The organism is Kitasatospora sp. NPDC057940, assembly GCF_042887425.1.
Classification (GTDB): domain Bacteria; phylum Actinomycetota; class Actinomycetes; order Streptomycetales; family Streptomycetaceae; genus Kitasatospora.
Genome location: NZ_JBHVPH010000015.1, coordinates 53,890 through 74,899, shown reverse-complemented (window position 1 = coordinate 74,899; position 21,010 = coordinate 53,890). Strand labels below are relative to the sequence as shown.

Annotated in this window: 21 protein-coding genes; 12 read left to right on the top strand and 9 right to left on the bottom strand. The window is 73.7% G+C overall.

Features of this window, described 5'->3' with window-relative positions; genetic code table 11:
- Positions 1-119 precede the first annotated feature (119 nt).
- Positions 120-1,088, top strand: coding sequence for an alpha/beta fold hydrolase (locus ACFVTF_RS22535; RefSeq protein WP_371515735.1), 969 nt, complete (start codon positions 120-122; stop codon positions 1,086-1,088).
- 63 nt (positions 1,089-1,151) lie between these two features.
- Here ACFVTF_RS22535 and ACFVTF_RS22530 read toward each other — a convergent pair whose 3' ends face one another.
- From ACFVTF_RS22530 to ACFVTF_RS22515, 4 genes are all read right to left on the bottom strand, one after another.
- On the bottom strand, positions 1,152-1,352 hold the full coding sequence (locus tag ACFVTF_RS22530; RefSeq protein WP_063346158.1) for a hypothetical protein: 201 nt from the start codon (positions 1,350-1,352) through the stop codon (positions 1,152-1,154).
- A gap of 118 nt (positions 1,353-1,470) precedes the next feature.
- Positions 1,471-2,052, bottom strand: coding sequence for a TetR/AcrR family transcriptional regulator (locus ACFVTF_RS22525; RefSeq protein ID WP_387815914.1), 582 nt, complete (start codon positions 2,050-2,052; stop codon positions 1,471-1,473).
- Positions 2,053-2,183: 131 nt separating this feature from the next.
- Positions 2,184-3,575 (bottom strand): amidase, encoded by a 1,392-nt coding sequence (locus tag ACFVTF_RS22520; RefSeq protein WP_387815912.1) that lies wholly within the window; start codon positions 3,573-3,575, stop codon positions 2,184-2,186.
- A complete protein-coding gene (locus tag ACFVTF_RS22515) occupies positions 3,562-3,816 on the bottom strand; it encodes a hypothetical protein (protein ID WP_387815909.1) in 255 nt (84 codons plus the stop codon). Before ACFVTF_RS22515 ends, ACFVTF_RS22520 begins: the two co-directional genes overlap by 14 nt.
- Before the next feature lie 128 nt (positions 3,817-3,944).
- On the opposite strand from ACFVTF_RS22515, the gene ACFVTF_RS22510 reads away from it, so the two are divergent.
- Together ACFVTF_RS22510 and ACFVTF_RS22505 are read left to right on the top strand one after the other, a co-directional pair.
- On the top strand, positions 3,945-4,853 hold the full coding sequence (locus ACFVTF_RS22510; RefSeq protein WP_387815907.1) for an MBL fold metallo-hydrolase: 909 nt from the start codon (positions 3,945-3,947) through the stop codon (positions 4,851-4,853).
- A gap of 309 nt (positions 4,854-5,162) precedes the next feature.
- Positions 5,163-5,975: a DUF4328 domain-containing protein gene (locus ACFVTF_RS22505; protein ID WP_387815905.1), complete on the top strand. Its 813-nt coding sequence runs from the start codon at positions 5,163-5,165 to the stop codon at positions 5,973-5,975.
- Between the two features lie 29 nt (positions 5,976-6,004).
- On the opposite strand, the gene ACFVTF_RS22500 is transcribed toward ACFVTF_RS22505, so the two are convergent.
- The 3 genes from ACFVTF_RS22500 to ACFVTF_RS22490 all read right to left on the bottom strand — a co-directional run bounded on the left by ACFVTF_RS22500 (position 6,005) and on the right by ACFVTF_RS22490 (position 9,269).
- On the bottom strand, positions 6,005-7,435 hold the full coding sequence (locus ACFVTF_RS22500; protein ID WP_387815903.1) for a VWA domain-containing protein: 1,431 nt from the start codon (positions 7,433-7,435) through the stop codon (positions 6,005-6,007).
- Positions 7,432-8,310 (bottom strand): AAA family ATPase, encoded by an 879-nt coding sequence (locus ACFVTF_RS22495; RefSeq protein WP_387815901.1) that lies wholly within the window; start codon positions 8,308-8,310, stop codon positions 7,432-7,434. The genes ACFVTF_RS22500 and ACFVTF_RS22495 overlap by 4 nt, the downstream gene beginning before the upstream one ends.
- Before the next feature lie 287 nt (positions 8,311-8,597).
- Positions 8,598-9,269, bottom strand: a complete 672-nt coding sequence (locus ACFVTF_RS22490) for a Tat pathway signal sequence domain protein (RefSeq protein ID WP_371515727.1) — start codon at positions 9,267-9,269, stop codon at positions 8,598-8,600.
- Positions 9,270-9,657: 388 nt separating this feature from the next.
- Here ACFVTF_RS22490 and ACFVTF_RS22485 point away from each other — a divergent pair, with 388 nt between their 5' ends.
- The 3 genes from ACFVTF_RS22485 (at position 9,658) to ACFVTF_RS22475 (ending at position 11,742) form a co-directional block, all read left to right on the top strand.
- On the top strand, positions 9,658-10,410 hold the full coding sequence (locus tag ACFVTF_RS22485) for a TetR/AcrR family transcriptional regulator (protein WP_371515726.1): 753 nt from the start codon (positions 9,658-9,660) through the stop codon (positions 10,408-10,410).
- A gap of 142 nt (positions 10,411-10,552) precedes the next feature.
- On the top strand, positions 10,553-11,209 hold the full coding sequence (locus ACFVTF_RS22480) for a DUF6230 family protein (protein ID WP_387815899.1): 657 nt from the start codon (positions 10,553-10,555) through the stop codon (positions 11,207-11,209).
- A 2-nt stretch (positions 11,210-11,211) separates the two neighbouring features.
- The gene (locus ACFVTF_RS22475) at positions 11,212-11,742 is read left to right on the top strand and encodes a DUF6114 domain-containing protein (protein WP_387815897.1); all 531 of its coding nucleotides are present in this window, start codon (positions 11,212-11,214) and stop codon (positions 11,740-11,742) included.
- Positions 11,743-11,874: 132 nt separating this feature from the next.
- Here ACFVTF_RS22475 and ACFVTF_RS22470 read toward each other — a convergent pair whose 3' ends face one another.
- On the bottom strand, positions 11,875-12,969 hold the full coding sequence (locus tag ACFVTF_RS22470; RefSeq protein WP_387815895.1) for an NAD(P)-dependent alcohol dehydrogenase: 1,095 nt from the start codon (positions 12,967-12,969) through the stop codon (positions 11,875-11,877).
- A gap of 157 nt (positions 12,970-13,126) precedes the next feature.
- Here ACFVTF_RS22470 and ACFVTF_RS22465 point away from each other — a divergent pair, with 157 nt between their 5' ends.
- Together ACFVTF_RS22465 and ACFVTF_RS22460 are read left to right on the top strand one after the other, a co-directional pair.
- Positions 13,127-14,014, top strand: coding sequence for a helix-turn-helix domain-containing protein (locus tag ACFVTF_RS22465; protein WP_387815894.1), 888 nt, complete (start codon positions 13,127-13,129; stop codon positions 14,012-14,014).
- A gap of 178 nt (positions 14,015-14,192) precedes the next feature.
- Positions 14,193-15,464 (top strand): globin domain-containing protein, encoded by a 1,272-nt coding sequence (locus tag ACFVTF_RS22460; protein ID WP_387815892.1) that lies wholly within the window; start codon positions 14,193-14,195, stop codon positions 15,462-15,464.
- Positions 15,465-15,580: 116 nt separating this feature from the next.
- Here ACFVTF_RS22460 and ACFVTF_RS22455 read toward each other — a convergent pair whose 3' ends face one another.
- Positions 15,581-16,987, bottom strand: a complete 1,407-nt coding sequence (locus tag ACFVTF_RS22455) for a selenium-binding protein SBP56-related protein (protein ID WP_387815890.1) — start codon at positions 16,985-16,987, stop codon at positions 15,581-15,583.
- 247 nt (positions 16,988-17,234) lie between these two features.
- Between ACFVTF_RS22455 and ACFVTF_RS22450 the strand changes: the two genes are divergently transcribed.
- The 4 genes from ACFVTF_RS22450 to ACFVTF_RS22435 all read left to right on the top strand — a co-directional run bounded on the left by ACFVTF_RS22450 (position 17,235) and on the right by ACFVTF_RS22435 (position 20,980).
- Positions 17,235-18,236, top strand: a complete 1,002-nt coding sequence (locus ACFVTF_RS22450; protein WP_387815888.1) for an alpha/beta hydrolase — start codon at positions 17,235-17,237, stop codon at positions 18,234-18,236.
- 98 nt (positions 18,237-18,334) lie between these two features.
- The gene (locus ACFVTF_RS22445) at positions 18,335-19,129 is read left to right on the top strand and encodes a spermidine synthase (RefSeq protein WP_387816088.1); all 795 of its coding nucleotides are present in this window, start codon (positions 18,335-18,337) and stop codon (positions 19,127-19,129) included.
- Positions 19,130-19,299: 170 nt separating this feature from the next.
- A complete protein-coding gene (locus ACFVTF_RS22440; protein ID WP_387815886.1) occupies positions 19,300-20,112 on the top strand; it encodes a class I SAM-dependent methyltransferase in 813 nt (270 codons plus the stop codon).
- A 202-nt stretch (positions 20,113-20,314) separates the two neighbouring features.
- Entirely contained in the window at positions 20,315-20,980 is a 666-nt protein-coding gene (locus ACFVTF_RS22435; RefSeq protein WP_363373283.1) for a DedA family protein, read from the top strand.
- Positions 20,981-21,010 lie beyond the last annotated feature (30 nt).

Sequence of the window (21,010 nt, the reverse complement as noted above, 5' to 3'; positions counted from 1 at the left end):
GCGGCCTCGGTCGTCTTCCCGGGGCCGGTGGGAATGCCCCGTGCTCCGGCGGTGTTGCGCCGGGTAGGACCGGGGGCGAAGCGGATGCCCCGGCCCTTCCACCGGACCGGGAGCGGGACTTGAACGACGCGATCAAGCACAGCCACGTCGAGGTGAACGGTGTCCGTCTGCACGTCGCGGAACAGGGCGAGGGCCCGCTGGTCCTGCTGCTGCACGGCTTCCCGGAGAGCTGGTACTCCTGGCGCCACCAGTTCGCCCCGCTCGCCGCGGCCGGCTACCGGGTCGTCGCCCCCGACCAGCGTGGCTACGCCCGCAGCGAGCAGCCCGAGCGGGTGGACGCGTACTCCCTGCTGCACCTGGTCGGCGACGTCACGGCGCTGATCCGCGCGCTCGGCGAGGAGCGGGCCGTCGTGGTCGGGCACGACTGGGGCGCGCCGGTCGCCTGGGCCACCGCCGCACTGCGGCCGGACCTGGTGCGCGGGGTCGCCGGGCTGAGCGTGCCGCCGCTGCCCGGCGGGCCGCGGCCGCTGCGGGAGGCCCGGGCGAACTTCGGCGAGGGCTTCTACCAGATCTACTTCCAGGAGCCGGGCCGCGCCGACGCCGAACTCGCGGCCGACGTGAAGTCGAGCTTCCGCCGCATCCTGGGCGGGGGCCTGCTCCGCGAGGGGAAGCCGCAGCCGTGGGTCGTCCCCGAGGGCAAGGTCCTGCTGGACACCATCCCGGAGCCGGCGCAGCTGCCGGCCTGGCTCACCGAGGCGGACATCGACGCCCTCGCGGCCGACTACGCCCTGCACGGCGAGCACGCCTTCACCGGCGGCCTCAACTGGTACCGGAACATCGACCGCAACGCCGAACTGATGGCCGCCTTCGACGGCGTGACGGTCGACGTGCCGGCGCTGTACGTGGCCGGCGAACAGGACATGGTGAACGCGCTCGTCCCGCCGGAGGTGCTGGCCCACCTGCTGAGCCGGGTGCCCAAGCTGCACCGCCACGTCCGGCTGCCGGACACCGGGCACTGGACGCAGCAGGAGCGCCCGGCGGAGGTCAACGAGGCGCTGCTCGACTTCCTCAAGCACCTGGACGCCTGACGCCCGCCCGGCTCCGGCCCGGACGCCGGGTCGGAGCCGGGGCGCGGAGGTCCGGCGGCGCGATCAGTGGTGGTGGTGGCTGCCCATGGGGTGGTCGCAGGCGCGGCACCTCCGGATGAACAGGAGGCTCAGGCCGACGGTGACCACCGCGCCGAGCGCCACCCCGGTGCCCCGCACCGTCTTGCGGGCCGCGTTGCCGCCGATCGAGCCGGTGCACCGCGAGCAGTTCTGGCATCCGGTCCGGACCGGGATCTTCTTCCCCACGACGCTTCCTCCCAGGCGAGGTCCCGACCAGCGGCCGGGCTCGTGAACGTCCCGCAGAAGCTTATAACTCGAGCTGCCCGTTCATCACTTGAGCTGCCCGTCCTCGCCCGGCGAACGATCATCCGCCCGAAGGGCCGGCCCCGTACGGGTCGAGGAGTTCGGCCACGAGCCGGCGCGCGTACGCGGGGTCGAGGCCGGCCGGGCGGAAGAGGATGCGGTACATCAGGGGGGCGACGACGCCGTCCATGACCGCCTCGACGCCGGGGGTGTCCTCCCCGCGGCCGCCCGCCCGGCCCAGCACGGCGCCGACCTGTTCGGCCGCGTAGTCCGAGCACTGGCCGGCGTTGCCGCCGTCCGGGTCGCCGAGCAGGGCGTCGCGGATGTAGGCGCGGCCCGAGGGGGAGGCCATCTCGTCGAGGAACTGTTCGGCCCAGGCCGTCAGGTCGGACCGCAGGTCGCCCAGGTCCTCCGGCGCCGTGTCGGGCCGCAGGCGCTCCACCGCGACGTCGGACAGCAGCTCCTGGAGATCGCCCCAGCGGCGGTAGACCGTCGACGGGGTGACGCCCGCGCGCTGGGCGACCAGCGGTACCGTCAGCGCGTCGCGGCCCACCTCGGCGAGGAGTTCACGCACAGCGGTGTGCACCGATGCCTGGACCCGGGCGCTGCGCCCGCCGGGGCGCACCATCTGTTTGCGACTCATGATAAACACCTTAAAGCACAATTCTTGCGTTTATGGGGTGCCGGGGTTTCGGGGTTTCGGGGTGCCCGCCTCGGAGCCGGACGGCGGGCCGGTCCGGGCCGGCGCCGTCCGGTCCGGCCCGCCCGCTGTTCTCAGACCGCCGGCGCGAGCGCCCGGGCGGGCTGCGTCCGCTCGTAGGCGTGGCCGACCCGCAGCAGCGTGCGCTCCCCGAGCGGCCGGCCGAGCAACTGCATGCCGATCGGCAGGCCCGCCGCGTCCCGGCCGACCGGGACGGACAGGGCGGGCACCCCGGTGATGTTGGCGGGGGCGGACAGGCGCACGTAGGCGTCGGGGACGCCCTCGACCGTGCCGTCGGGCCAGGTGACGGCCTCCTGGTCGGTCCGTACCGCGGTGACCGGGACGGTCGGGGCGGCGATCACGTCGACCTCCTCCAGCATCCGGGCCCACTCCTGCCGCATGAGCGTCCGGGAGCGCTGGGCGCGCAGGTAGTCCCCGGCGGTCATCAGCTCGCCCGCCTCCAGAAGGGCGCGGACGTCCGCCTGGTACAGCTCGGGCACCGCCCGCAGGGAGTGCTCGTGGTAGGCGGTGGCCTCCGGTGCCACCAGCCCCCACAGCGTCGCCTGGAGGTAGCGGGTCATCGGGATGTCGACGTCGACGAGCCGTGCGCCGAGCGCCTCCAGGTGCTCGACGGCGCGCCGGACGGCGGCCTCCACCTCCACGTCGACGCGGTCGAAGTAGTAGTTGCGCGGCACGCCGACGCGCAGCCCCGCCAGGTCCGTGTCCGCGCCCGGCCGGTGGTCGACGGCGGGGGTGGCCAGCGAGGCGGGGTCGCGCGGGTCGTGCCCGGCGAGGGCGTCCAGGACGAGGGCCGCGTCCTCGACGGTCCGGGCGATCGGGCCGACGTGGTCCAGCGACCAGGACAGGGACGCGACGCCGTGGCGGGGGACGAGGCCGTAGGTCGGCTTGAGGCCGACGACCCCGTTGAGCGCGGCGGGCACCCGGATCGAGCCACCGGTGTCGGTGCCCAGCGCGAAGGTCGCGGCGCCCGCGGCGACGGCGACGGCGGATCCGCCGCTGGAGCCGCCGGCGACCCGGCCGCGGTCCCAGGCGTTGCCGGTCTGCGGGGTGGTCAGGCCGTAGGCGAACTCGTGGGTGTGCGTCTTGCCGACCAGGATCGCGCCGGCCGCGGCGAGGCGGGCGGCGACCGTGCTGTCGGCCTGCGCGCGGTGGTCGGCGCGGACCCGGGAACTGGCCGTGGTGGCCAGCCCGGCGACGTCGATCAGGTCCTTGAGCCCCATCGGGACGCCGTGCAGCGGCCCCCGGTGCAGGCCGCGCGCCGCTTCCTGCTCGGCCTCGCGGGCCGCCCGGCGCGCCCGCTCCGCGGTGACCGCGACGTAGGCGCCGAGGTGCGGCTCGACCAGCTCGATCCGGTCGAGGACCGAGTCCACCAGTTCGACGGGGGACAGCCGCCGGGCCCGGATCTCCTCCGCGGCGGCGGCGAGGGAGAGCTCATACGGCTGCATCGTGCTGCTCCTCTTCCGTGGAGTGGGTGCTTTCCGCGCGGTAGGCGCTCGCGGGCGGGGTGTCCCCGAAGTCCAGCTCCCGCAGGACCGCGACGACGGAGAGCAACTGGTTGGCGGTGGCCGCGACCGAGTCGTGGCGGTCGGCGGGCAGGGGGAGCCCGGCCCGGGCGGCCCAGCGGGCGGCCTCGGGCGGCGTGAGGTCGGTGGTGGGCGGGCCGGTGGGCGGTTCGGCGGAGGACATGGGTGTTCTCTCCTGATCGAGGCTGGGGTGCGATGGCACTCGCACCAAAAGCTAACCGTTTGCGTTAGCCAGACTGTAAGTCCTACGATGGCTTAACGCAAACAGATTGCGTTTACGGGAGGAGCCCCATGCTCAGCGCCACGTCCGAAGCCCCCGCCCCCATCCCCGCCTGGGCGGTGGGCGACGTCACCGTCCACCGCGTCGACGAGACCCTCCTGCCGCCCGCGACCGGGCCGTGGCTGCTGCCCGAGGCCACCCCCGAGGTGGTGACCGGCCACGACTGGCTGCACCCCCACTTCGCCGACCACGAGGGCGTCCTGCACCTCGACAGCCACAGCTTCGCGTTCGCCGTGGGCGGCCTGCGCGTCCTCGTCGACACCGGCATAGGCAACGGCAAGGAGCGGGCCAACCCGGCCTGGCACCACCTGCGGACCGACTACCTGGAACGCCTCACCGCCGCCGGCTTCCCCCCGGACTCCGTCGACCTGGTGGTCCTCACCCACCTGCACGCCGACCACGTCGGCTGGAACACCCGGGAGGTGAACGGCGAGTGGGTCCCCACCTTCCCCAACGCCCGCTACCTCACCTCCCGCGCCGAGCGGGAGTTCTGGGCCGGGTACGACATGGAGGAGGCGCGCAGGCAGATGTTCCTCGACTCCGTGGTCCCGGTCGAGCGGGCCGGGTTGCTGGACCTCGTCGACGTCCCGGCCGAGGGCGTCGAGATCGCCCCGGGCCTGCGCCTGATCCCCACCCCCGGCCACACCCCCGGCCACGTCGCCGTCGAACTGACCAGCCGGGGCGAGGCGGCGCTGATCACCGGCGACTGCATCCACCACCCGGTCCAGCTCGCCCACCCCGCCATCGGCGCCTGCGTCGACATCGACCCGCGGCAGTCCGAGGCCTCGCGCCGCGAGCTCCTCGGCTCCCTCGCCGGCACGGACACCCTGCTGCTCGGCACCCACTTCGCGCCGCCCACCGCCGGCCGCGTACTCACGGACGGGGACGCCTACCGGCTGCTGCCCGTGCCCTCGGCCTGACGCCGCGTCTCGACCTCCCCGGGACGCTCGCACCCCTTCACCAGTCCTGCGCCCGAGGTCCGTCGACCGCACACCCGGATCGAGCGGGACGGGCGCGCCTGGTCGGGGTGGTGAGCCGGAGTCGACTCCCGGGGGCTCGATTCCCGCGCGATCTGTCGTTTATCTGGCGATACCGCCGCTGAGCTGCGAAATCTCGCTGGCAGCGGACGTCGATGATCCCCTAGAGTCGGCGCGCCCGCCCCGGTCGGGGCGCTGGCGGCACCGGCGTGCGAGTCCGAGCACGCGGCGATTCCAGGAGTTGACGATCTGATGGTGTGTGTGGCGTGCGGGGCGCGTCCCGCGGGGACCGAGAGCCGACGCTGCTTCGGCTGCGCGGAGGCGGCCCCGGGCTGGGCGGCGGCGCTCCGACCGGCGAACGGCCTTGCCGTCGCGGTCTACGTCCTGCTGGGGGTGAACGCGATGCTGGCGGCGGCGGCCGTCGTGGCCGGCCTCTGGTCCGATGCCCTGCTGGGCCGGTTGGCGGACGGGTCGGCTGACCTCGACGACTTCGATGCCGTGGACTCCCTGGTGGACGGGCTGAACGGGGTCTTCCTTCCGTTGGCACTGGTCACCGCCGTGGTGTTCATCATCTGGTTCTACCGCATCCGCCAGAATGCCGACCTGCTGCTGCCGCACGGGCACCGCCGCGGACGCGGCTGGACCATCGGGGCCTGGGTCACCCCGTTCGTCCTGCTCTGGTTCCCCTGGCAGCTGATGGTGGACTGCTGGCGGGCGAGCGCTCCGCTGGACGCGGAGGGACGGCGCCGCGCGGTGTCGGAGAAGGTCCTGGTCCTGTGGTGGTCCACCTGGATCGGCGCGCTGGTCGTCAACCGGATCGCCAGCTCGATGATGAAGCACGTGGACCTGACGGTGCTCGCCAGCCTGGAGGACCTGCGCGAGACCATCCGGGTGGAGACCGCCGGCTCGGCGCTGCGCCTGGTCGCGGCCGTTGCGGCGATCGTGGTGGTCCAGCGGCTGACGGCCATGCAGGCGGCGCGCCGGGCCGACATCAACCCGATCGCCGCCAGGGCCGCGCAGCTGGCGGCTGAGCAGGCCCGGGTGCAGGCGCAGGCCCAGGCTTAGGCCGCCGCGGCGGCGGACTCGGACACTTCCTAGAGCGGCAGCAGGCGGGCGATCAGTTCGCCGAGGCGGCGGGCGTTGCGGCAGGAGTGCATCTGCACGACGCCCGCGTAGTCGGCTGCGGCGGAGTCGCCGGTCGGCCAGAGGGCGGGCTGCTCGGGGTTGAGCCAGTGGACCCGCCGGGCCCGGCCGGCGATCCGGCGCAGCGCGTCCAGGTTCGGGTCGCGGTGGTTGTTGCGGGCGTCGCCGAGGATCAGCACGCTGGTGCGCGGGCCGACGGCGTCCAGGTGCCGTTCGGCGAACTCGCCCAGGGCGGAGCCGTAGTCGCTGTTGCCGTGGTGGCCCATCACCTTGGCCTCGGTGAGGATCCGGGCGGCGAGCCGGGCCGGGTCGGCGTCGCCGCGGGCCAGCAGGGCGGTGACCTCGGCGGTGCGGTTCACGAAGGCGAACACCCGTACCTTGCTGAACTGTTCGCGCATCGCCTGCACCAGCAGCATGGTGAAGTCGGCGAATCCGGCCACCGAGCCGGACACGTCGCACAGCAGCACCAGTTCCGGCCGGGCCGGGCGGCGCAGCCGGTAGGCCGGGCGCAGCGGAACCCCGCCGGTGGACAGCGAGCGGCGCAGGGTGCGGCGCAGGTCGATCCGTCCGCGTGCGGCGCGGCGGCGCCGGGCGGCCAGCCGGGTGGCCAGCTTGCGGGCCAACGGGTGGACGGTGCGGCGTAGTTCGGCGAGTTGGTCGCGGCCGGCGGCGAGGAAGTCGATCCGGTCGGCGGTGGGTGCGACGGCGCGTTCGGCGATCCGCTCGGCGCCGCGCAGTTCGGCGACCCGGCGGCGGGCCTCGGTGGCGACCAGGGCGCGGAAGTCCTGGATGCGGCGGCGGATCTCGTCGGCGAGGACGCGGTCGGACAGGTCCGGGGCGGTGGCCCGCTCGCGCAGGGCGGCGAGGATCCGGGCGAGCAGGGTCTCGGGGGCGAGCCGACCGAGCGCCTGGTGGGCCGACCAGCCGTCCGAGGCCGGTGTGGCACCGGCGCCGTACCGGCCGAAGGCCTCCACCACCTCGCCGGCCAACCGGGCCTGGGTGGCCCGGTCGTCGGCGGCCAGGGCGGCGGCGAGGCGCTCGCGCAGGTCGTCGCGCAGCGGGTCGGGCCGGCCGGGGCGCGGTGGCCGGGGGTCGTCCGGGAGTGCGGGCGGGTCGGCGCGGACGGCCTCGGGGGTGCCGACGCCGAGCGGGAAGAACAGGTCGAACGTGGCGTCGAAGACGGCCCGTTGGGTGTCCGAGCGCAGCAGCGCGGCGGCCAGGCCGGCTCGCATCTGCTCGCGGTCGGCGAGCCCGAGGACGTCGAGGACGGCGGCCGCGTCGACCGTCTCGGCGGGGCCGATCCGCAGGCCGTGCCCGCGCAGCGCGCGGACCAGGCCGGTGAGCCGGGCGGCGGTGTCGGCCGGGGGCGGGGCGGTGGTCATGCGGGGGTGAGCTTCTGCGCGGCCTTCCGGATGTCGTCCTGGTGCTTGAGGATCACCCCGAGGGTGTCCTGGACGACCGCCTCGTCGAGGGTGTCCGCGCCGAGCGCCAGCAGGGTGCGGGCCCAGTCGATGGTCTCGGCGACGGACGGCGCCTTGCGCAGGTCCATCGCGCGCAGCGCGCCGACCACCCGGACCAGTGAGGCGGCCAGCGTGTCGTCCAGGCCGGGCACCTTGAGCCGGACGATCTGCCGCTCCAACTCGGCGTCCGGGTAGTCGAGGTGGAGGAAGAGGCAGCGTCGGCGCAGCGCCTCGGACAGTTCACGGGTGGCGTTGGAGGTGAGCAGCACGAAGGGGCGGCGGCTCGCGGCGATGGTGCCGAGTTCGGGCACGGTGACCTGGAAGTCGCTGAGCACCTCCAGCAGCAGCGCCTCCACCTCGACGTCGGCCTTGTCCATCTCGTCGATCAGCAGCACGGTGGGCTCGTCGCCGCGGATGGCGGTGAGCAGCGGGCGGGTGAGCAGGAACTCCTCGCCGAAGATGTCGGTGCGGGCCTGGTCCCAGCCCTCGTCGCGGCCGGCGGTGATCCGCAGCAGCTGCTTGGCGTGGTTCCACTCGTAGAGCGCGCGGGCCTCGTCGATGCCCTCGTAGCACTGGAGCCGGACCAGCCGGGCCCGGCCGATCGCGGCCACCGCCTTGGCGAGTTCGGTCTTGCCGACCCCGGCCGGGCCCTCGACCAGCAGCGGCTTGCCGAGCCGGTCGGCGAGGAAGACGGTGGTGGCCACGGCGGTGGAGGCCAGGTAGCCGGTGGCGGCCAGCTGCTCGGCGGTGTCCGCCACCGATGCGAAGAACCCCGTGCCGTCGCCGCTGCCGCTCATCTGCCCGCCCTGTTCCTGTCGGCCGTGTCCGTGCGGCAGCACCCTACCGGCCGGTCACTTCGCTGTCTCGGGGGGTTCGGCGGGGTGACGGGGGTTGAGCCGGGCCGGGGCCGTGGCGTGCTTCTGGATCACCTGGCGGGCGTGCGGGCGCGCGGGCGGAATGCGGGCGCGCCGGAGCGGCGTACGGTGACCACGGTCGCCGTACGCCGCCCGGCTGTTCCCGCCGGCCCCGTCCGTCAGTCGACGAGGTCCGACCGGACGTCAGTCGGTGAAGGCCCCTCGGGTCGTCAGTTGACGAAGATGAGCGGGCTGCCCGCCACCGAGGTGTCGGTGACCGGGCCGTAGGTGGCGCTGAACCAGCCGGTCGAGAAGCACAGGCCCGAGCCGGAGACCAGGTTGAACGGCTGGGAGGAGAAGCCGATGGTGTTGCCGGTGTTCGAGGTGGTGCCGTTGATCCCGGTGGTGGTCTGGTAGACGCAGTTGATGCTGCCGAGGATGGTGTTGAGCACCACCGTGGTCTTCATCGCGCCGGCCGCGCCGGGGGTGAGGGCGACCGGGTTGCCGGGGCCGTCGCCGACGGTGTTGGTGAACGGCAGGTTGTTGACGGTGATGCTCTTGACGCCGGTGACGCCGAGGACGTTGGAGGAGCAGGAGCCGAAGGTCTGGGTGTTGAGCTGCTCGACCGCGCTGCCGGGGGCGGCCGGGTTGGCCGTCACGGTGGCGGAGAAGGCCGAGTTGGCACAGCTGATGCCGCTGGTTCCGCTGGCGCTGCTGTAGAAGGTGGCGGTGGTGCCCGAGACCAGACTGGCGGTGAGGACGTCGCCGACGGCGACGTCCGGGCCGCTGCTGCTGCCGGTGGTCAGCACCGCGGAGCCGTCGGCCTGGGCGGGTGCGACGGCGGCGCAGGTGAAGGCGAGGGCGGCGAGGGCCGCGGTACCGAGCGTGCGGCGAAAGCGCATGAGGGTGACCTCTCTCCGTACGGAGACGGGTGGGGGTGGCCCGCCGGTGCGGGTGTGGTGGCGTGCACGGCGGGGGAGGTGCGTGGGCGTGGCGTGCCGGGGGCTTCGCGGGGCCGTGGTGCGGCGGGCCCGGCGCCACGGGCCCGCTCGTACGGCACAGCGGTGTGAAGGTGCGGACGTGCGCTGCGAGTGCAGGAGTGCACGTCGGCGGCTGCCACCGCCGCGGGCCTGCGTCCGCTCGTGGTCCCGTGGCCCGGGCTGCTCGCCCGGGGCCGCCGGAGCCCCTGGAGGTCGTCCGGTGGTGACAGGGTCGCCCACCGGTTGGAAACCTGTCAGTGTTGTAAACCCGATGTTGCGTCAATGTCAATACGGGTAACAGGAGTTGGTGATGGAACGGAAACACCTCCGAAGTGCCGACGTGATCCTGCTGCCGGGCGCGCGGGCCGGTCGTGATCCGGCCCGGTCCATCAAGCGCGGCCCGAGCCGGCTGCCCCCGGGCGTGGTGGCCGCGACCCAGCGCGAGCGGCTGCTCGACGGGCTGGTCCAGACGGTGGCCGCGCGCGGCTACCAGCACGCCACGGTCAGCGACATCTGCCGCGCGGCCGGGGTGACCAGGCCGGTCTTCTACGAGCTGTTCAGCGGCAAGGAGGACGCCTTCCTGGCCGCGCACCGGCACGGCACCGGGGTGGTGGTCCGGCGGATGGCGGCGGCCTTCGCGGCGGAGTCCGACTGGTGCGCCGGGATCCGGCAGGCGCTCGGCGCGATGCTCCATCTGCTGGCGGGGACACCGGCCTTCGCGACCATGGCGGTGATCGAGATCGAGGCGGTCGGACCGGCCGGCCGCCGAGAGCGGGACCAACTCCTCACCCGGTTCCGGGCGTTCTTCGCCGAGGTGCCCCAACCACTGGGCGGCGTGCGGGTCGTGGAGCTGGTGGATGCCGTGGTGGGCGGGGTCTACAGCGCGCTCCACCGGTGGATCGACTCCGGCCGGACTGTTCAACTTCCGGAACTCCTGCCGGTGTTGAGCATGTTCTGTCTCGCACCCTTCCTCGGCCCGGCGCAGGCGGCCGTGCGGCTCGGGTTGCCGATCGGTGAAGATCCTTCGTGCACCTGTATTGACCCGGCCACTACCGGGCAGTAGCTTCCCAGTTACTCAAAGCGCGGCCTGACCGTGCCCGCCCCGCTGCCGAGGGGCGGGCGGCCCGGTCGGGCCGTGGAACGCTGTCCGCGCCAGGGCACCGTGCCAGTGCCTGCACATCCCACCCACCCAACAGGGAGCACACATGGCCATGTCCGAGGACGCCGCCGCCGCGGCCGAGACCCCGGAGACGCCGACCGGCACCAGGAGAGGGCGGGTACGGCTCAAGCGCAGCGCCTGGATGGCCGTTCCGGCCGTCGCGGCGGGCGCCGTCCTGATGGCCCTCACCGCCCAGGGCGTACTCGCCGCCCAGTTCTCCATCAGCGGCATGCCGTTCACGATCACCGCGGACAAACTCGACGGCAAGGGCTTCGCCCAGTTCGGCAGCCTGGACTCGATGATCCCCGACAGCCCCAACCAGGGCTCCACCGGAGGTCAGGTGCTGGTCGCGGTCTCGGCGATCAAGAAGGCCGAGATCACCAACCTGTGCCAGAGCGTGGACCTCGGTGGCGTCAACCTGGTGATCCACGCCGGCGACGCCGGCACCCCCGTCTCCGCCACCGACCTCACCACCGACTCGGACATGCTGTCCGGTGACGCGGCGTTCACCAACATCGAGATCGGCGGCGACGCCAGCACGTACACCAAGGCCGGCAACGCGGGCAAGGGCAACCCGGGCGTCTTCGGGCAGCAGGCCGACACCGTCGTGCTGACGAACCTCAAGCAGCACAACTACGCGAGCACCGCCGTCGGGTTCAAACTGCCCAACCTGCGGCTGAGCTTCAGCTCCCAGGGCTGCTGACCATGACGGAGTCCGTACCGGAGCCGGCCGGTTCCGGCGAGGGCGTCGCGGAGGGGGCCGTGGGGACGGCTCCCGCCCCCGCTCCCGCCACCACCCGACCGGTCAAACGCGACTGGCGGGGCCAGCGGCCGTTCTGGGGCGGGCTGCTGGTGCTGCTCGGCGGCGCCGAGATCCTGTTCACCCTGCGTGCCCCGCTGCCCGTCGTCCTGCACATCGGGATGCAGGGGCTGGCGGGCTACCTGGTGCCGGCGGTGATGGTGCTGTGCGGCCTGCTGATCCTGTTCAACCCGGCCCAGCGGCTGTTCTACTCCATCCTCGCCGTGCTCGCCGCGCTGGCGAGCTGGCTCACCTCCAACCTGGGCGGCTTCGTGATCGGGATGCTGCTCGGACTGGTGGGCGCCTGCCTCACCTTCGGCTGGCTGCCCGATCAGCCGCTGCGCCGGGGGCGGCAGCGGCGGGAGGACCGGCGCCAGGAACGCCGGTCGTCCCGAGCGGGCACGGCCGGCGCCGGGGCCGACCCGGCCGGGGTCTGACCCGCGACGCCCCGCGCCCCGACGGCGCCCGCCCCCTGGTGATGGGAGAGCACCAGAGGGCGGGGCGTCGGGGTACGGGGGAGTGCGGGGTCAGGCCGTGACGCCCGGATCGTGCCGGTCGGGCCGTGACGGTCAGATCGTCGCGGCGTCGATCACGAAGCGGAACCGGACGTCGCCGGCCAGCACCCGCTGGTAGGCCTCGTTGACCTGCTCGGCACGGATCAGCTCGATCTCCGCGGTGATGCCGTGCTCGCCGCAGAAGTCCAGCATCTCCTGGGTGGCCGGCAGCCCGCCGATCATCGAACCGGCCAGCGAACGGCGGCCGGAGAGCAGCGCGTGCGCGTTCACCGTGACCGGCTTCTCCGGCGCGCCGACCTGCACCATGGTGCCGTCGGTGCGCAGCAGGCCGAGGTAGGCGCTCAGGTCGAGGTCGGCGGAGACCGTGTTGACGATCAGGTCGAAGGTGCCCGCGAGCTCGGTGAAGGTGGCCGGGTCGGAGGTGGCCCGGTAGTGGTCGGCGCCGAGCTTCAGCCCGTCCTCGCGCTTGCGCAGCGACTGGCTGAGCACGGTGACCTCCGCGCCCATGGCGTGGGCGAGCTTCACGCCCATGTGGCCGAGCCCGCCGAGGCCCACGATCGCGACCTTCTTGCCCGGCCCGGCACCCCAGTGCGCGAGCGGCGAGTACAGCGTGATGCCGGCGCACAGCAGCGGCGCGGCGGCGTCCAGCGGCAGGTTGTCGGGGATGCGCAGCGCGTACGCCTCGTCGACGACCAGCTTCGAGGAGTAGCCGCCGTAGGTCGGTCGGCCGTCGTGGCCGACGCTGTTGTAGGTGAAGACGGTGCCGCCCTCGCCGGTGCAGTACTGCTCGAGGCCGGCCCGGCAGTTGTCGCACTCCCGGCAGGAGTCGACGATGCAGCCGACGCCGACCCGGTCGCCGGCCCGCCAGCGGGTGACGCCCGGGCCGACCTCGGTGACCACGCCGGCGATCTCGTGGCCCGGGACCATCGGGAAGATGCCGGTGCCCCAGTCCTCGCCGACCTGGTGGATGTCGGAGTGGCAGATGCCGCAGAACTTGATGTCGATCACGATGTCGTGCTCGCCCACCGCCCTGCGGGTGACGGTGGTCTTCTCCAGCGGGGAGTCGGGCCGCGCCGCGGCGTAGGCGGCGACCGTGCGGGTGGTGCCCTCGGTGGTGCTCGTCGTCGTTGCGTTCGTCGAGTTCGTCATGCTTCCAGCCTGCTCCGGTGCGGCGCGACCAGCCAGACCAGAGCTCTTCGTACGTACGGCACGCGTAGGGACCCCGGACGTACGACCACGGAACGTACGCACGGCAGTATCACCCTGCCCCCCGCCCCCGCCGCCCGGATCCCCGCATACTGCAGACATGGACCAGCGCACCGAACTCAGCGAGTTCCTCCGATCCCGCCGCGCCCGGTTGCGCCCCGAGGACGTGGGCCTGCCGGACAGCACCACCCGGCGGCGGGTGCCCGGCCTGCGCCGCGAGGAGCTGGCCCTGCTCGCCGGAGTCAGCACCGCCTACTACACCCGGCTCGAACAGGGCCACGGCGAGAGCGTCTCCGCCGCCGTCCTGGACGCCATCGCCCGCGTGCTGCGGCTCAGCCCCGCCGAGCGCGAGCACCTCGGCCGGCTCACCAGGCCCGCCCGCCGCCGCCCCGGCCGGGCCGCCGCCCGCCCGCAGCGGGTCCGGCCCGCGCTCCAGCAGCTCCTGGACGCGATGGAGTGCGTGCCCGCGTACGTCCTCGGCCGGCGCCTGGACATCATCGGCTGGAACCGGCTCGGCACCGCCCTGCTCGGCGACTTCGCCGCGATGCCGCCCGAGCAGCGCAACATGGCCTGGCAGCTCTTCCTCGACCCGGCCTCCCAGGAGCTCTACGAGGACTGGGACGGCAAGGCGACCGACGTCGTCGGCATGCTGCGGCTGGACGCCGGACGGGATCCGGACGACCCCAGGCTCGCCTCGCTGATCGGCGAACTCTCCCTCAAGAGCGCCGACTTCCGCCGCCTCTGGGCCGCCCACAGCATCCAGGACAAGGGCCACGGCACCAAGCGGCTGCACCACCCGGTGGTCGGCCGGCTCGACCTCCAGTACGAGACGCTGCGCCCGGCCGGGGACGTCGACCAGATGCTCGTCACCTACCATGCCGAGCCCGGCTCCAGCTCCGCCGAATCCCTGCGCCTGCTGGCCAGTTGGGCGGCCACCGAGTTCCACCCCGAGCCCGCCGAGGCGACCCCGGCCGATCCCGCCCGGTAGCGGCCCGGGGCCTCCCTGCCCGGCTTCCCGCCGGGCCGTTCCGTCGGGCCCTTCCGCCAGGCCGTTCCCGCCGGGCCCTTCCGTCGGGCCCTTCCGTCAAGGGGTCGATGGTCCCGGGTCCGATCGGGGCCATCGGCCCTTCTCGCCGGTAACCGGGCGGCGATTGACTGGGCGGGTCATGGACACCACCACCAGCGGAATCACCACCAGCGGCACCACCGCCGAGTACGACCGGCTGATCGCCCGCCACCACGCGATGCGGCTCCGCCGCCAACTCCTCACCCCCGCCTCGCCGTTCGCGCCCGATCCGGCCAGCTCCGGCGGGTACGCCGGCACCGGCGGGCCGGGCGACCACGACGGCTACGACGGCGCCGCCGACCAACGGCTGATCCGGCGCGACCTCGACCTGCTCGAACCGCTCTCCGAACTGATCGACCACCTCTACGCGGTGATGTTCCGCCGCCGCCCCTACCTGCGTCCGCTCTTCCCCGCCTCGATGGAGTTCCAGCAGGCCCACCTGGAGCGGATCCTCCGCCACCTGGTGGACCACCTCCACCACCCGGCCGAACTGGCCTCGACCCTGCGCCAACTCGGGCGCGACCACCGCAAACTGGGCGTCCGGCCGGTCCACTACGAGGCCTTCGAGGAAGCCCTGTGCGCGGCGATCCGGCACCGGGCGGCCGCCCGGTGGACCGAGGAGACGGAAGCGGCCTGGGTCCGGATGCTGCGCTTCGCCGTCGCGGCGATGACGGCCGGCGCCGACTCCGCGCTCACCGAACCCCCGTACTGGCACGCCGTGGTGACCGGCCACGAGCGCCGCCGTCCCGACCTCGCCGTCCTGCGGGTGCGCACCGGCGAGCCCTACCCGTACCGGGCCGGACAGTACGGCACGGTCGAGCACCCGGCGCTCCCGCACACCTGGCGGCAGTACTCGATGGGCTGCGCGCCGCGCACCGACAACGAGTTGGAGTTCCACGTCCGGCGCACCGGGCCGGACGGGGTCAGCGCGGCCCTCGTCGAACACACCGCCGTCGGCGAACGGCTGCGCCTCGGCCCGCCGCGCGGCGGCCTGCTGCCCGAGGACGACACCCGTGACCTGCTGCTGGTCGCCGGCGGCACCGGCCTGGCCCCGATGAAGGCCATCGTCGAGCAGCAGGCCGCCCAGCGCCCGCGCGGCCGCCGCGTCCACCTGTTCGTGGGCGCCCGGGACCGCAGCGACCTCTACGACTGGTCCGCGCTCTCCGAACTCGGCCTGCACAAGCCCTGGTTGGCGCTCACCCCGGTCACCGCAGGCCGGCTCGCCGACGCCGTCGCGGGCGCCGGGGACTGGCGCGAGCACCTCGCCTGCGTCAGCGGCCCGGCCGGCATGGTCGCCTCCGTCCGCTCCGAACTGCTCGCCGCCGGGCTGCCCCTGGCCCAGGTCCGCTACGATCAGGCGCTCGCCCGCTAGCCGTACGTCCTGCCGGTAGCCGTACGGCCTACCGGTAGTCGCAAGTCCTGCCGGTAGTCGGACGTCCTGCCGGCAGTCGTACGGCCTGCCGCTGGACGCCCCCGCCGCCGGACGTTTTACCGGTAGCAGTAGGAGTCCGAGGAGGCGTCGCCGCCGGCGAGGTGGGTCTGGTGCACCCGCAGGCCCCGGAAGTCGGCGCCGTGCGGGAAGAAGCGCTCGTCGACGCTCAGCCCGCCCGCCTCGGTGTCGGCGTCCAGCTTGATGATCCACGGATCGATGCCGTCCGGGTAGAACTGGTCGTCCCAGGCGCCGTAGAGGGAGTTGGTGAGGTAGAGCCGGCGCCCGTCCCGGCTGATCTCGACCATCTGCGGGGCGCCGCTCAGCGGGCGCCCCGGCGCGGCCGGGTGCGGGGTGCGGGCGACGACCCCGCCCAGCCGCACCGAGTCGGCGAGCCGGGGGTGGAACGGGTCCGACACGTCGTACTGGAACAGCTCGCCGGTGCCCCACGCGGACACGTACAGCCAGCGGTCGTCCACCGACAGGTTGATGTCCGTGATCAGCGGCGGCACCGCGCCGAACGGTTGCAGCGCGGGCGGCAGGTCCTCCGGCTTGGCGGGCTCGGCGGGGATCTCGATCACCTTGCGCGCGGTGAACGCCGGGCCCTCCCGGTACCAGAGCCAGACCGAGGCGGACAGGTCCTCGACGTTGGTCACCACCCCGGCGAAGCCCCACTCGGCCTGCGGATCGTGCGCCGGGCGCAGCTCCAGCACCATCTGGTACTGGTCGCCGAGGTCGACCCGTTGCAGGTGGCGCCCCGAGTCCAGCTCCCAGAAGTGCAGCGCGTGCCCGTACTTGCGGCCCAGCAGCAGCTCCGGGACGACCCCGCCCTCCACCATCCAGGGCGTGCCCCACTCGCTGGTCACCCCGACGTTCGTCCCCAGGTGCCACCAGACGTCGTACGCGAAGTGCTGCGGCCCGCGCTCCGTCTCCCAGGCGCGCAGCACCTCGAAGGTGGTGTGGTCCAGCAGCGCCACCCCGCCGGGCCCGTCGTTCCCGTCCCCGCTGCCCAGGCAGGACAGGAACACCCCGTCCGGCCCGCAGTGCAGGGTGTGCGGGCGGGAGTAGCCGGCCTTGGCGGCGAGTTCCGCCGCCTCGACGGTCTTGACCAGGCGCGGCCGCACCGGGTCGGGCCGGGTGTCCATCACGTGCAGCCGCGAGGAGCGCAGGCCCGGGAGGAGGAGGTAGCGCCGCTCGGGGTTCTCGTGGCAGGCGTGCGCCAGCGCGCTGGAGCAGGCGTTCCAGCCGAAGTGGTGCAACTCGTCGCCCAGCGTCGGCAGTTCGGCGAAGTTGAGGACCTTCCCGTAGCTCGCCGACGCCGGATCGGTGTCCACGGTGAGCAGCGCGTCCGGCCGCTCCCCGGCCCGGTCGAACCCGGCGACGTACGCCAGCGTCTCCGGTGGCGCGGCGATCGCCTCGGCGGCCGAACGGTACAGCGACGGATCGGTGTGGCCGGCCTGCGGCATGTGTTCTCCTCAACTCGCCTGCGTGACAACCGGAGTTGGATCTGTCCGGGTAGCGTTCCACATGACCACCGGCGCACAGCAGGCGCACGGGGAGCGATCAGGAGGCGCGGACGGCCGGGTCACACCGGTGCCCGGCAGAGCGGTGCCCGACGGGCGGCCCCGGGCTACCGGCCGGTATTGTCGGGGTCCTGGATCAAGAGCACCTGCGACGGACGGCAGGTCGAGCACGAGGACGGGTGCGGCGCAGATGGAGTTTCGGGAAGACATCCTGGGTGCCCCCTACGAGACGGCCGAGCTGACGCTGCGGCCGGACGCCGAGGGGGAGGTCTGCGCGACGCTGGTGCGCCGTCTGGTGCCGGGGGCGGAGCGGGCCGTGCTGTACATCCACGGGTACAACGACTACTTCTTCCAGACCAACCTCGCCGACCACTTCGCCGCGCTCGGGTTCTCCTTCTACGCCCTGGACCTGCGCAAGTACGGCCGCTCCCTGCGCCCGCACCAGTCGCCGAACTTCGTGCGCGACCTCGCCGAGTACGACGAGGAGATCGACGAGGCGGTGCGGATCGTCCGCGAGGTGGACGGGCACCGGCGGCTGCTGCTGAACGGGCACTCCACCGGCGGGCTGATCGGCGCGCTGTGGGCCGGGCGGCGCTCGGGGCGCGGCCTGGTGGAGGGGCTGTTCCTGAACAGCCCCTTCCTGTCGATGCCGGCCGCGCCCGCCGTGCGGACCGTCGGTGGCCCGGCCGTCACCGCGATCGGCCGGCTGGCGCCCACCCGCGTGCTGCCGTCGACGCTCAACCCGCACTACACGCACAGCCTGCACAAGGACCACGAGGGCGAGTGGGACTTCGACCTCACCCTCAAGCGCCCCGAGGGCTTCCCGCTGTACGCGGGCTGGCTGTCCGCCATCCACCAGGGCCACCGGCAGCTGCGGCACGGGCTCGGGATCGACGTGCCGGTACTGCTGATGGCGTCGACCAGGTCGATCACGACCACCAAGTGGCACAACGCGCTGCACCACGCGGACGCCGTGCTGCGCGCCGACGACATCGCCGGCCAGGGCCCGCGGCTGGGCCGGCACGTCACCATCGTCCGGATCGAGGGCGGCATGCACGACCTGGTGCTCTCGGGCGAGGCCGCCCGCACCCGGGCCTTCGCCGAACTGGACCGCTGGCTCGCCGCCTACCTCGACGTCCGACCGGGGGACGTCCGTCCGGTGGACGCCCAGGCCGTGGGGGAGAGCGCGTGACGGACGAGCCGGTGCCGGACGATTCGGCGACGGACGAGCCGGTGACCGACGAACCGGTGCCGGTCGGGCGCCACACCGACCTCGGCTTCGCCAAGCTCATGCCGGACCTCGACCGGGACGGCGGCTGGCTGCTCACCCTGGACGGCACCCCGCAGTCCTACGTCGACCTCGCCGACCCGACCCACCTGGAGTTCGAGTACACCCGGCGGCTCGGCCACCTCGCCGACGCCCTCGCCCCCGCCGGGCAGCCGCTGGACGTGCTGCACCTCGGCGGCGGCGCGCTCACCCTGCCCCGCTACCTCGCCGCCACCCGCCCCGGCTCGCGCCAGCGGGTGGTCGAGGTGGACGGGCCGCTGCTCGACCTGGTCGCCGAGCACCTGCCCTGGCAGGGGCCCGGCGCGGACATCAGCGCGACCGTCGGCGACGCCCGCGCCGCCCTCGCCGAGACCCCGCCCGGCAGCCTGGACCTGGTGATCGCGGACGTCTTCCACGGCTCGCGCACCCCCGCCCACCTCACCTCGGTGGAGTTCCTGCGGCTGGCCGCCGCCGCCCTGCGCCCCGGCGGCTGCTACGCCGCCAACCTGGCCGACGGCCCGCCGCTGGCCTTCGCCCGGGCCCAGGCCGCGACGGTCGGCGCGGTGTTCCCGTACACCTGCCTGGTCGCCGAGGCCCCGGTGCTGCGCGGCCGCCGGTACGGCAACATCCTGCTCGCCGGTTCGACGGCCCCGCTCCCGGCCGCCGAGCTCACCCGGCTGCTGGCCGGCGACATCTTCCCGGCCCGCCTCACCGACGGCGCCGACCTGGCCGCCCTGGTCGGCCGCACCGCCCCGGTCACGGACGCCGACGCCACCGACTCCCCGCCCCCGCCGGACGGCGCGTTCAGCATCGGCTGAGCGGCGCGGCGGCCCGAGCGTCCCCGCGTCCGGGGTGTCAGAATCGGCGGGTTCGGGCCGGAGCGTGGAGCACCTCGATCGTGGAGCACGTCGAGCGTGGGGCACGCCGAGCGCGGAACACGTCCGGCGCGGAGCAGGTCCGGCGCGGAGCACATCCGAAGGAGTGAGCGATGAGCGGCGGGGAGCGGCCGGAGTTGGCGCAGGTGCCGGAGACGGCGTTGTGGACGCTGTGGCACCGCGCGGTGGAGGCGCGTCGGCCGGACACGGTGCTGGAGGACCCGAAGGCGGTCGAACTGGTCGACCGGATCGACTTCCCGTTCGCGGAACGCTTCGGGGAGGGCGCGCTGGTCAGCCAGTTGCAGGCGCTGCGGGCGGCCTGCTTCGACCGTGAGGTGGCGGACTTCCTGACCCGCTGCCCGCGCGGCACCGTGGTCGGCCTCGGGGACGGCCTGGAGACCCAGGCGTGGCGGGTCGACAACGGCCGGGCGGACTGGCTGGCGGTGGACCTGCCGGAGACGGCCGCGCTGCGGGAGCGGCTGCTGCCGCCGGACGAGCGGCGCCGGATCCTCGCCTGCCCGGTCACCGACCCGCGCTGGATGGACGAGGTGGACCCGGCCCGCGGGGTGATGATCTGCGCCGAGGGCCTGCTGATGTACCTGCGGCCGGAGGAGGTGCGGGCACTGATCGCGGCCTGCGCCGAGCGGTTCCCCGGCGGGTCGATGGTGCTGGACGCGGTGCCGCGCTGGGTCAGCGCCCGGACCGTCCAGGGCAAGCTGCGGACCCGGCACTACCAGGCCCCGCCGATGCCGTTCGGCATGGACGCGGACGAGCGCCGCAAGCTGGCCACCGCGCACCCGGCGGTGACCGACGTGCGCGAGGTGTACCCGGAGGGCGGGCGGGGCCTGCTCCGCGCCCTGCTGCCGCTCGTGCGCCGGGTGAACGCGCGGCCCTCCGTGGTCGCACTTCGCTTTGCCGGATCTTGAAGAACGGCTGGTCAAGCGGGAACCATGGGGCACCACCGCACGTCGTAACCACGGGTGATCGGCCGGGGGGACAGGCCGCCCGGCACGTTAGGCTGCCCTTATGGGGAAGCGGCCGCGTTGCCGCCATCGGACAACCGCCGGAACCGGCGCGCGGCACCGCTGAGGGCCGCGCCGGTTCCGACCTGCCACGGAGGTACTGGCCTTGCACATCGACGCCTGGATCGAGAGCGTCCCACCGACAGCGGTGTACGCCCTGGTCGGCCTGATCATCGGACTGGAGTCGCTGGGCATCCCGCTGCCCGGCGAGATCGCGCTGGTCACGGCCACCCTGATGGCGGTCAAGGGTGTGGTGAGCCCGGAGTGGATCGCGGTGGTCGCCATCCTCGGGGCCATCATCGGCGACTCGATCGGCTACTCGATCGGCCGCAAGGGCGGCAAGCCGCTGTTCGAGAAGCTCGGACGGAAGTTCCCCAAGCACTTCGGGCCGTCCCACCTGGCCACCGCCGAACGCTCCTTCCAGAAGTGGGGCATGTGGGCGGTCTTCTTCGGCCGCTTCATCGCCCTGCTGCGCATCTTCGCCGGGCCGCTCGCCGGCGCGCTGAAGATGCCGTACTGGAAGTTCCTGATCGCCAACGTGCTCGGCGGCATCGTCTGGGCCGGCGGCACGACGCTGCTGGTCTACAAGGTCGGCAAGAGCATCGAGCCCTGGCTGTCCCGCTTCTCCTGGGCGGGCCTGGCCGCGGCGGTGCTGGTCGGCGGCGCCTCGGCCTGGTTCATGAAGCGCCGGGCCGCCAAGACCCACGCCAAGATCGAGGCGGAGGAGGCGGCCGCCGCGGCGACCGCCGCCAAGGCGCCCGTCGCGGAGTAAGCAGAGCGGAGCGACGAGGCGTCCGCACTG

What these genes read in the sequence shown, in the direction of transcription:
- ACFVTF_RS22525 (WP_387815914.1), bottom strand. Translation starts at nt 2,052, where the DNA reads ATGAGTCGCAAACAGATGGTGCGCCCCGGCGGGCGCAGCGCCCGGGTC.
- ACFVTF_RS22520 (WP_387815912.1), bottom strand. Translation starts at nt 3,575, where the DNA reads ATGCAGCCGTATGAGCTCTCCCTCGCCGCCGCCGCGGAGGAGATCCGG.
- ACFVTF_RS22515 (WP_387815909.1), bottom strand. Translation starts at nt 3,816, where the DNA reads ATGTCCTCCGCCGAACCGCCCACCGGCCCGCCCACCACCGACCTCACG.
- ACFVTF_RS22510 (WP_387815907.1), top strand. Translation starts at nt 3,945, where the DNA reads ATGCTCAGCGCCACGTCCGAAGCCCCCGCCCCCATCCCCGCCTGGGCG.
- ACFVTF_RS22505 (WP_387815905.1), top strand. Translation starts at nt 5,163, where the DNA reads ATGGTGTGTGTGGCGTGCGGGGCGCGTCCCGCGGGGACCGAGAGCCGA.
- ACFVTF_RS22500 (WP_387815903.1), bottom strand. Translation starts at nt 7,435, where the DNA reads ATGACCACCGCCCCGCCCCCGGCCGACACCGCCGCCCGGCTCACCGGC.
- ACFVTF_RS22495 (WP_387815901.1), bottom strand. Translation starts at nt 8,310, where the DNA reads ATGAGCGGCAGCGGCGACGGCACGGGGTTCTTCGCATCGGTGGCGGAC.
- ACFVTF_RS22490 (WP_371515727.1), bottom strand. Translation starts at nt 9,269, where the DNA reads ATGCGCTTTCGCCGCACGCTCGGTACCGCGGCCCTCGCCGCCCTCGCC.
- ACFVTF_RS22485 (WP_371515726.1), top strand. Translation starts at nt 9,658, where the DNA reads ATGGAACGGAAACACCTCCGAAGTGCCGACGTGATCCTGCTGCCGGGC.
- ACFVTF_RS22480 (WP_387815899.1), top strand. Translation starts at nt 10,553, where the DNA reads ATGGCCATGTCCGAGGACGCCGCCGCCGCGGCCGAGACCCCGGAGACG.
- ACFVTF_RS22475 (WP_387815897.1), top strand. Translation starts at nt 11,212, where the DNA reads ATGACGGAGTCCGTACCGGAGCCGGCCGGTTCCGGCGAGGGCGTCGCG.
- ACFVTF_RS22470 (WP_387815895.1), bottom strand. Translation starts at nt 12,969, where the DNA reads ATGACGAACTCGACGAACGCAACGACGACGAGCACCACCGAGGGCACC.
- ACFVTF_RS22465 (WP_387815894.1), top strand. Translation starts at nt 13,127, where the DNA reads ATGGACCAGCGCACCGAACTCAGCGAGTTCCTCCGATCCCGCCGCGCC.
- ACFVTF_RS22460 (WP_387815892.1), top strand. Translation starts at nt 14,193, where the DNA reads ATGGACACCACCACCAGCGGAATCACCACCAGCGGCACCACCGCCGAG.
- ACFVTF_RS22455 (WP_387815890.1), bottom strand. Translation starts at nt 16,987, where the DNA reads ATGCCGCAGGCCGGCCACACCGATCCGTCGCTGTACCGTTCGGCCGCC.
- ACFVTF_RS22450 (WP_387815888.1), top strand. Translation starts at nt 17,235, where the DNA reads ATGGAGTTTCGGGAAGACATCCTGGGTGCCCCCTACGAGACGGCCGAG.
- ACFVTF_RS22445 (WP_387816088.1), top strand. Translation starts at nt 18,335, where the DNA reads ATGCCGGACCTCGACCGGGACGGCGGCTGGCTGCTCACCCTGGACGGC.
- ACFVTF_RS22440 (WP_387815886.1), top strand. Translation starts at nt 19,300, where the DNA reads ATGAGCGGCGGGGAGCGGCCGGAGTTGGCGCAGGTGCCGGAGACGGCG.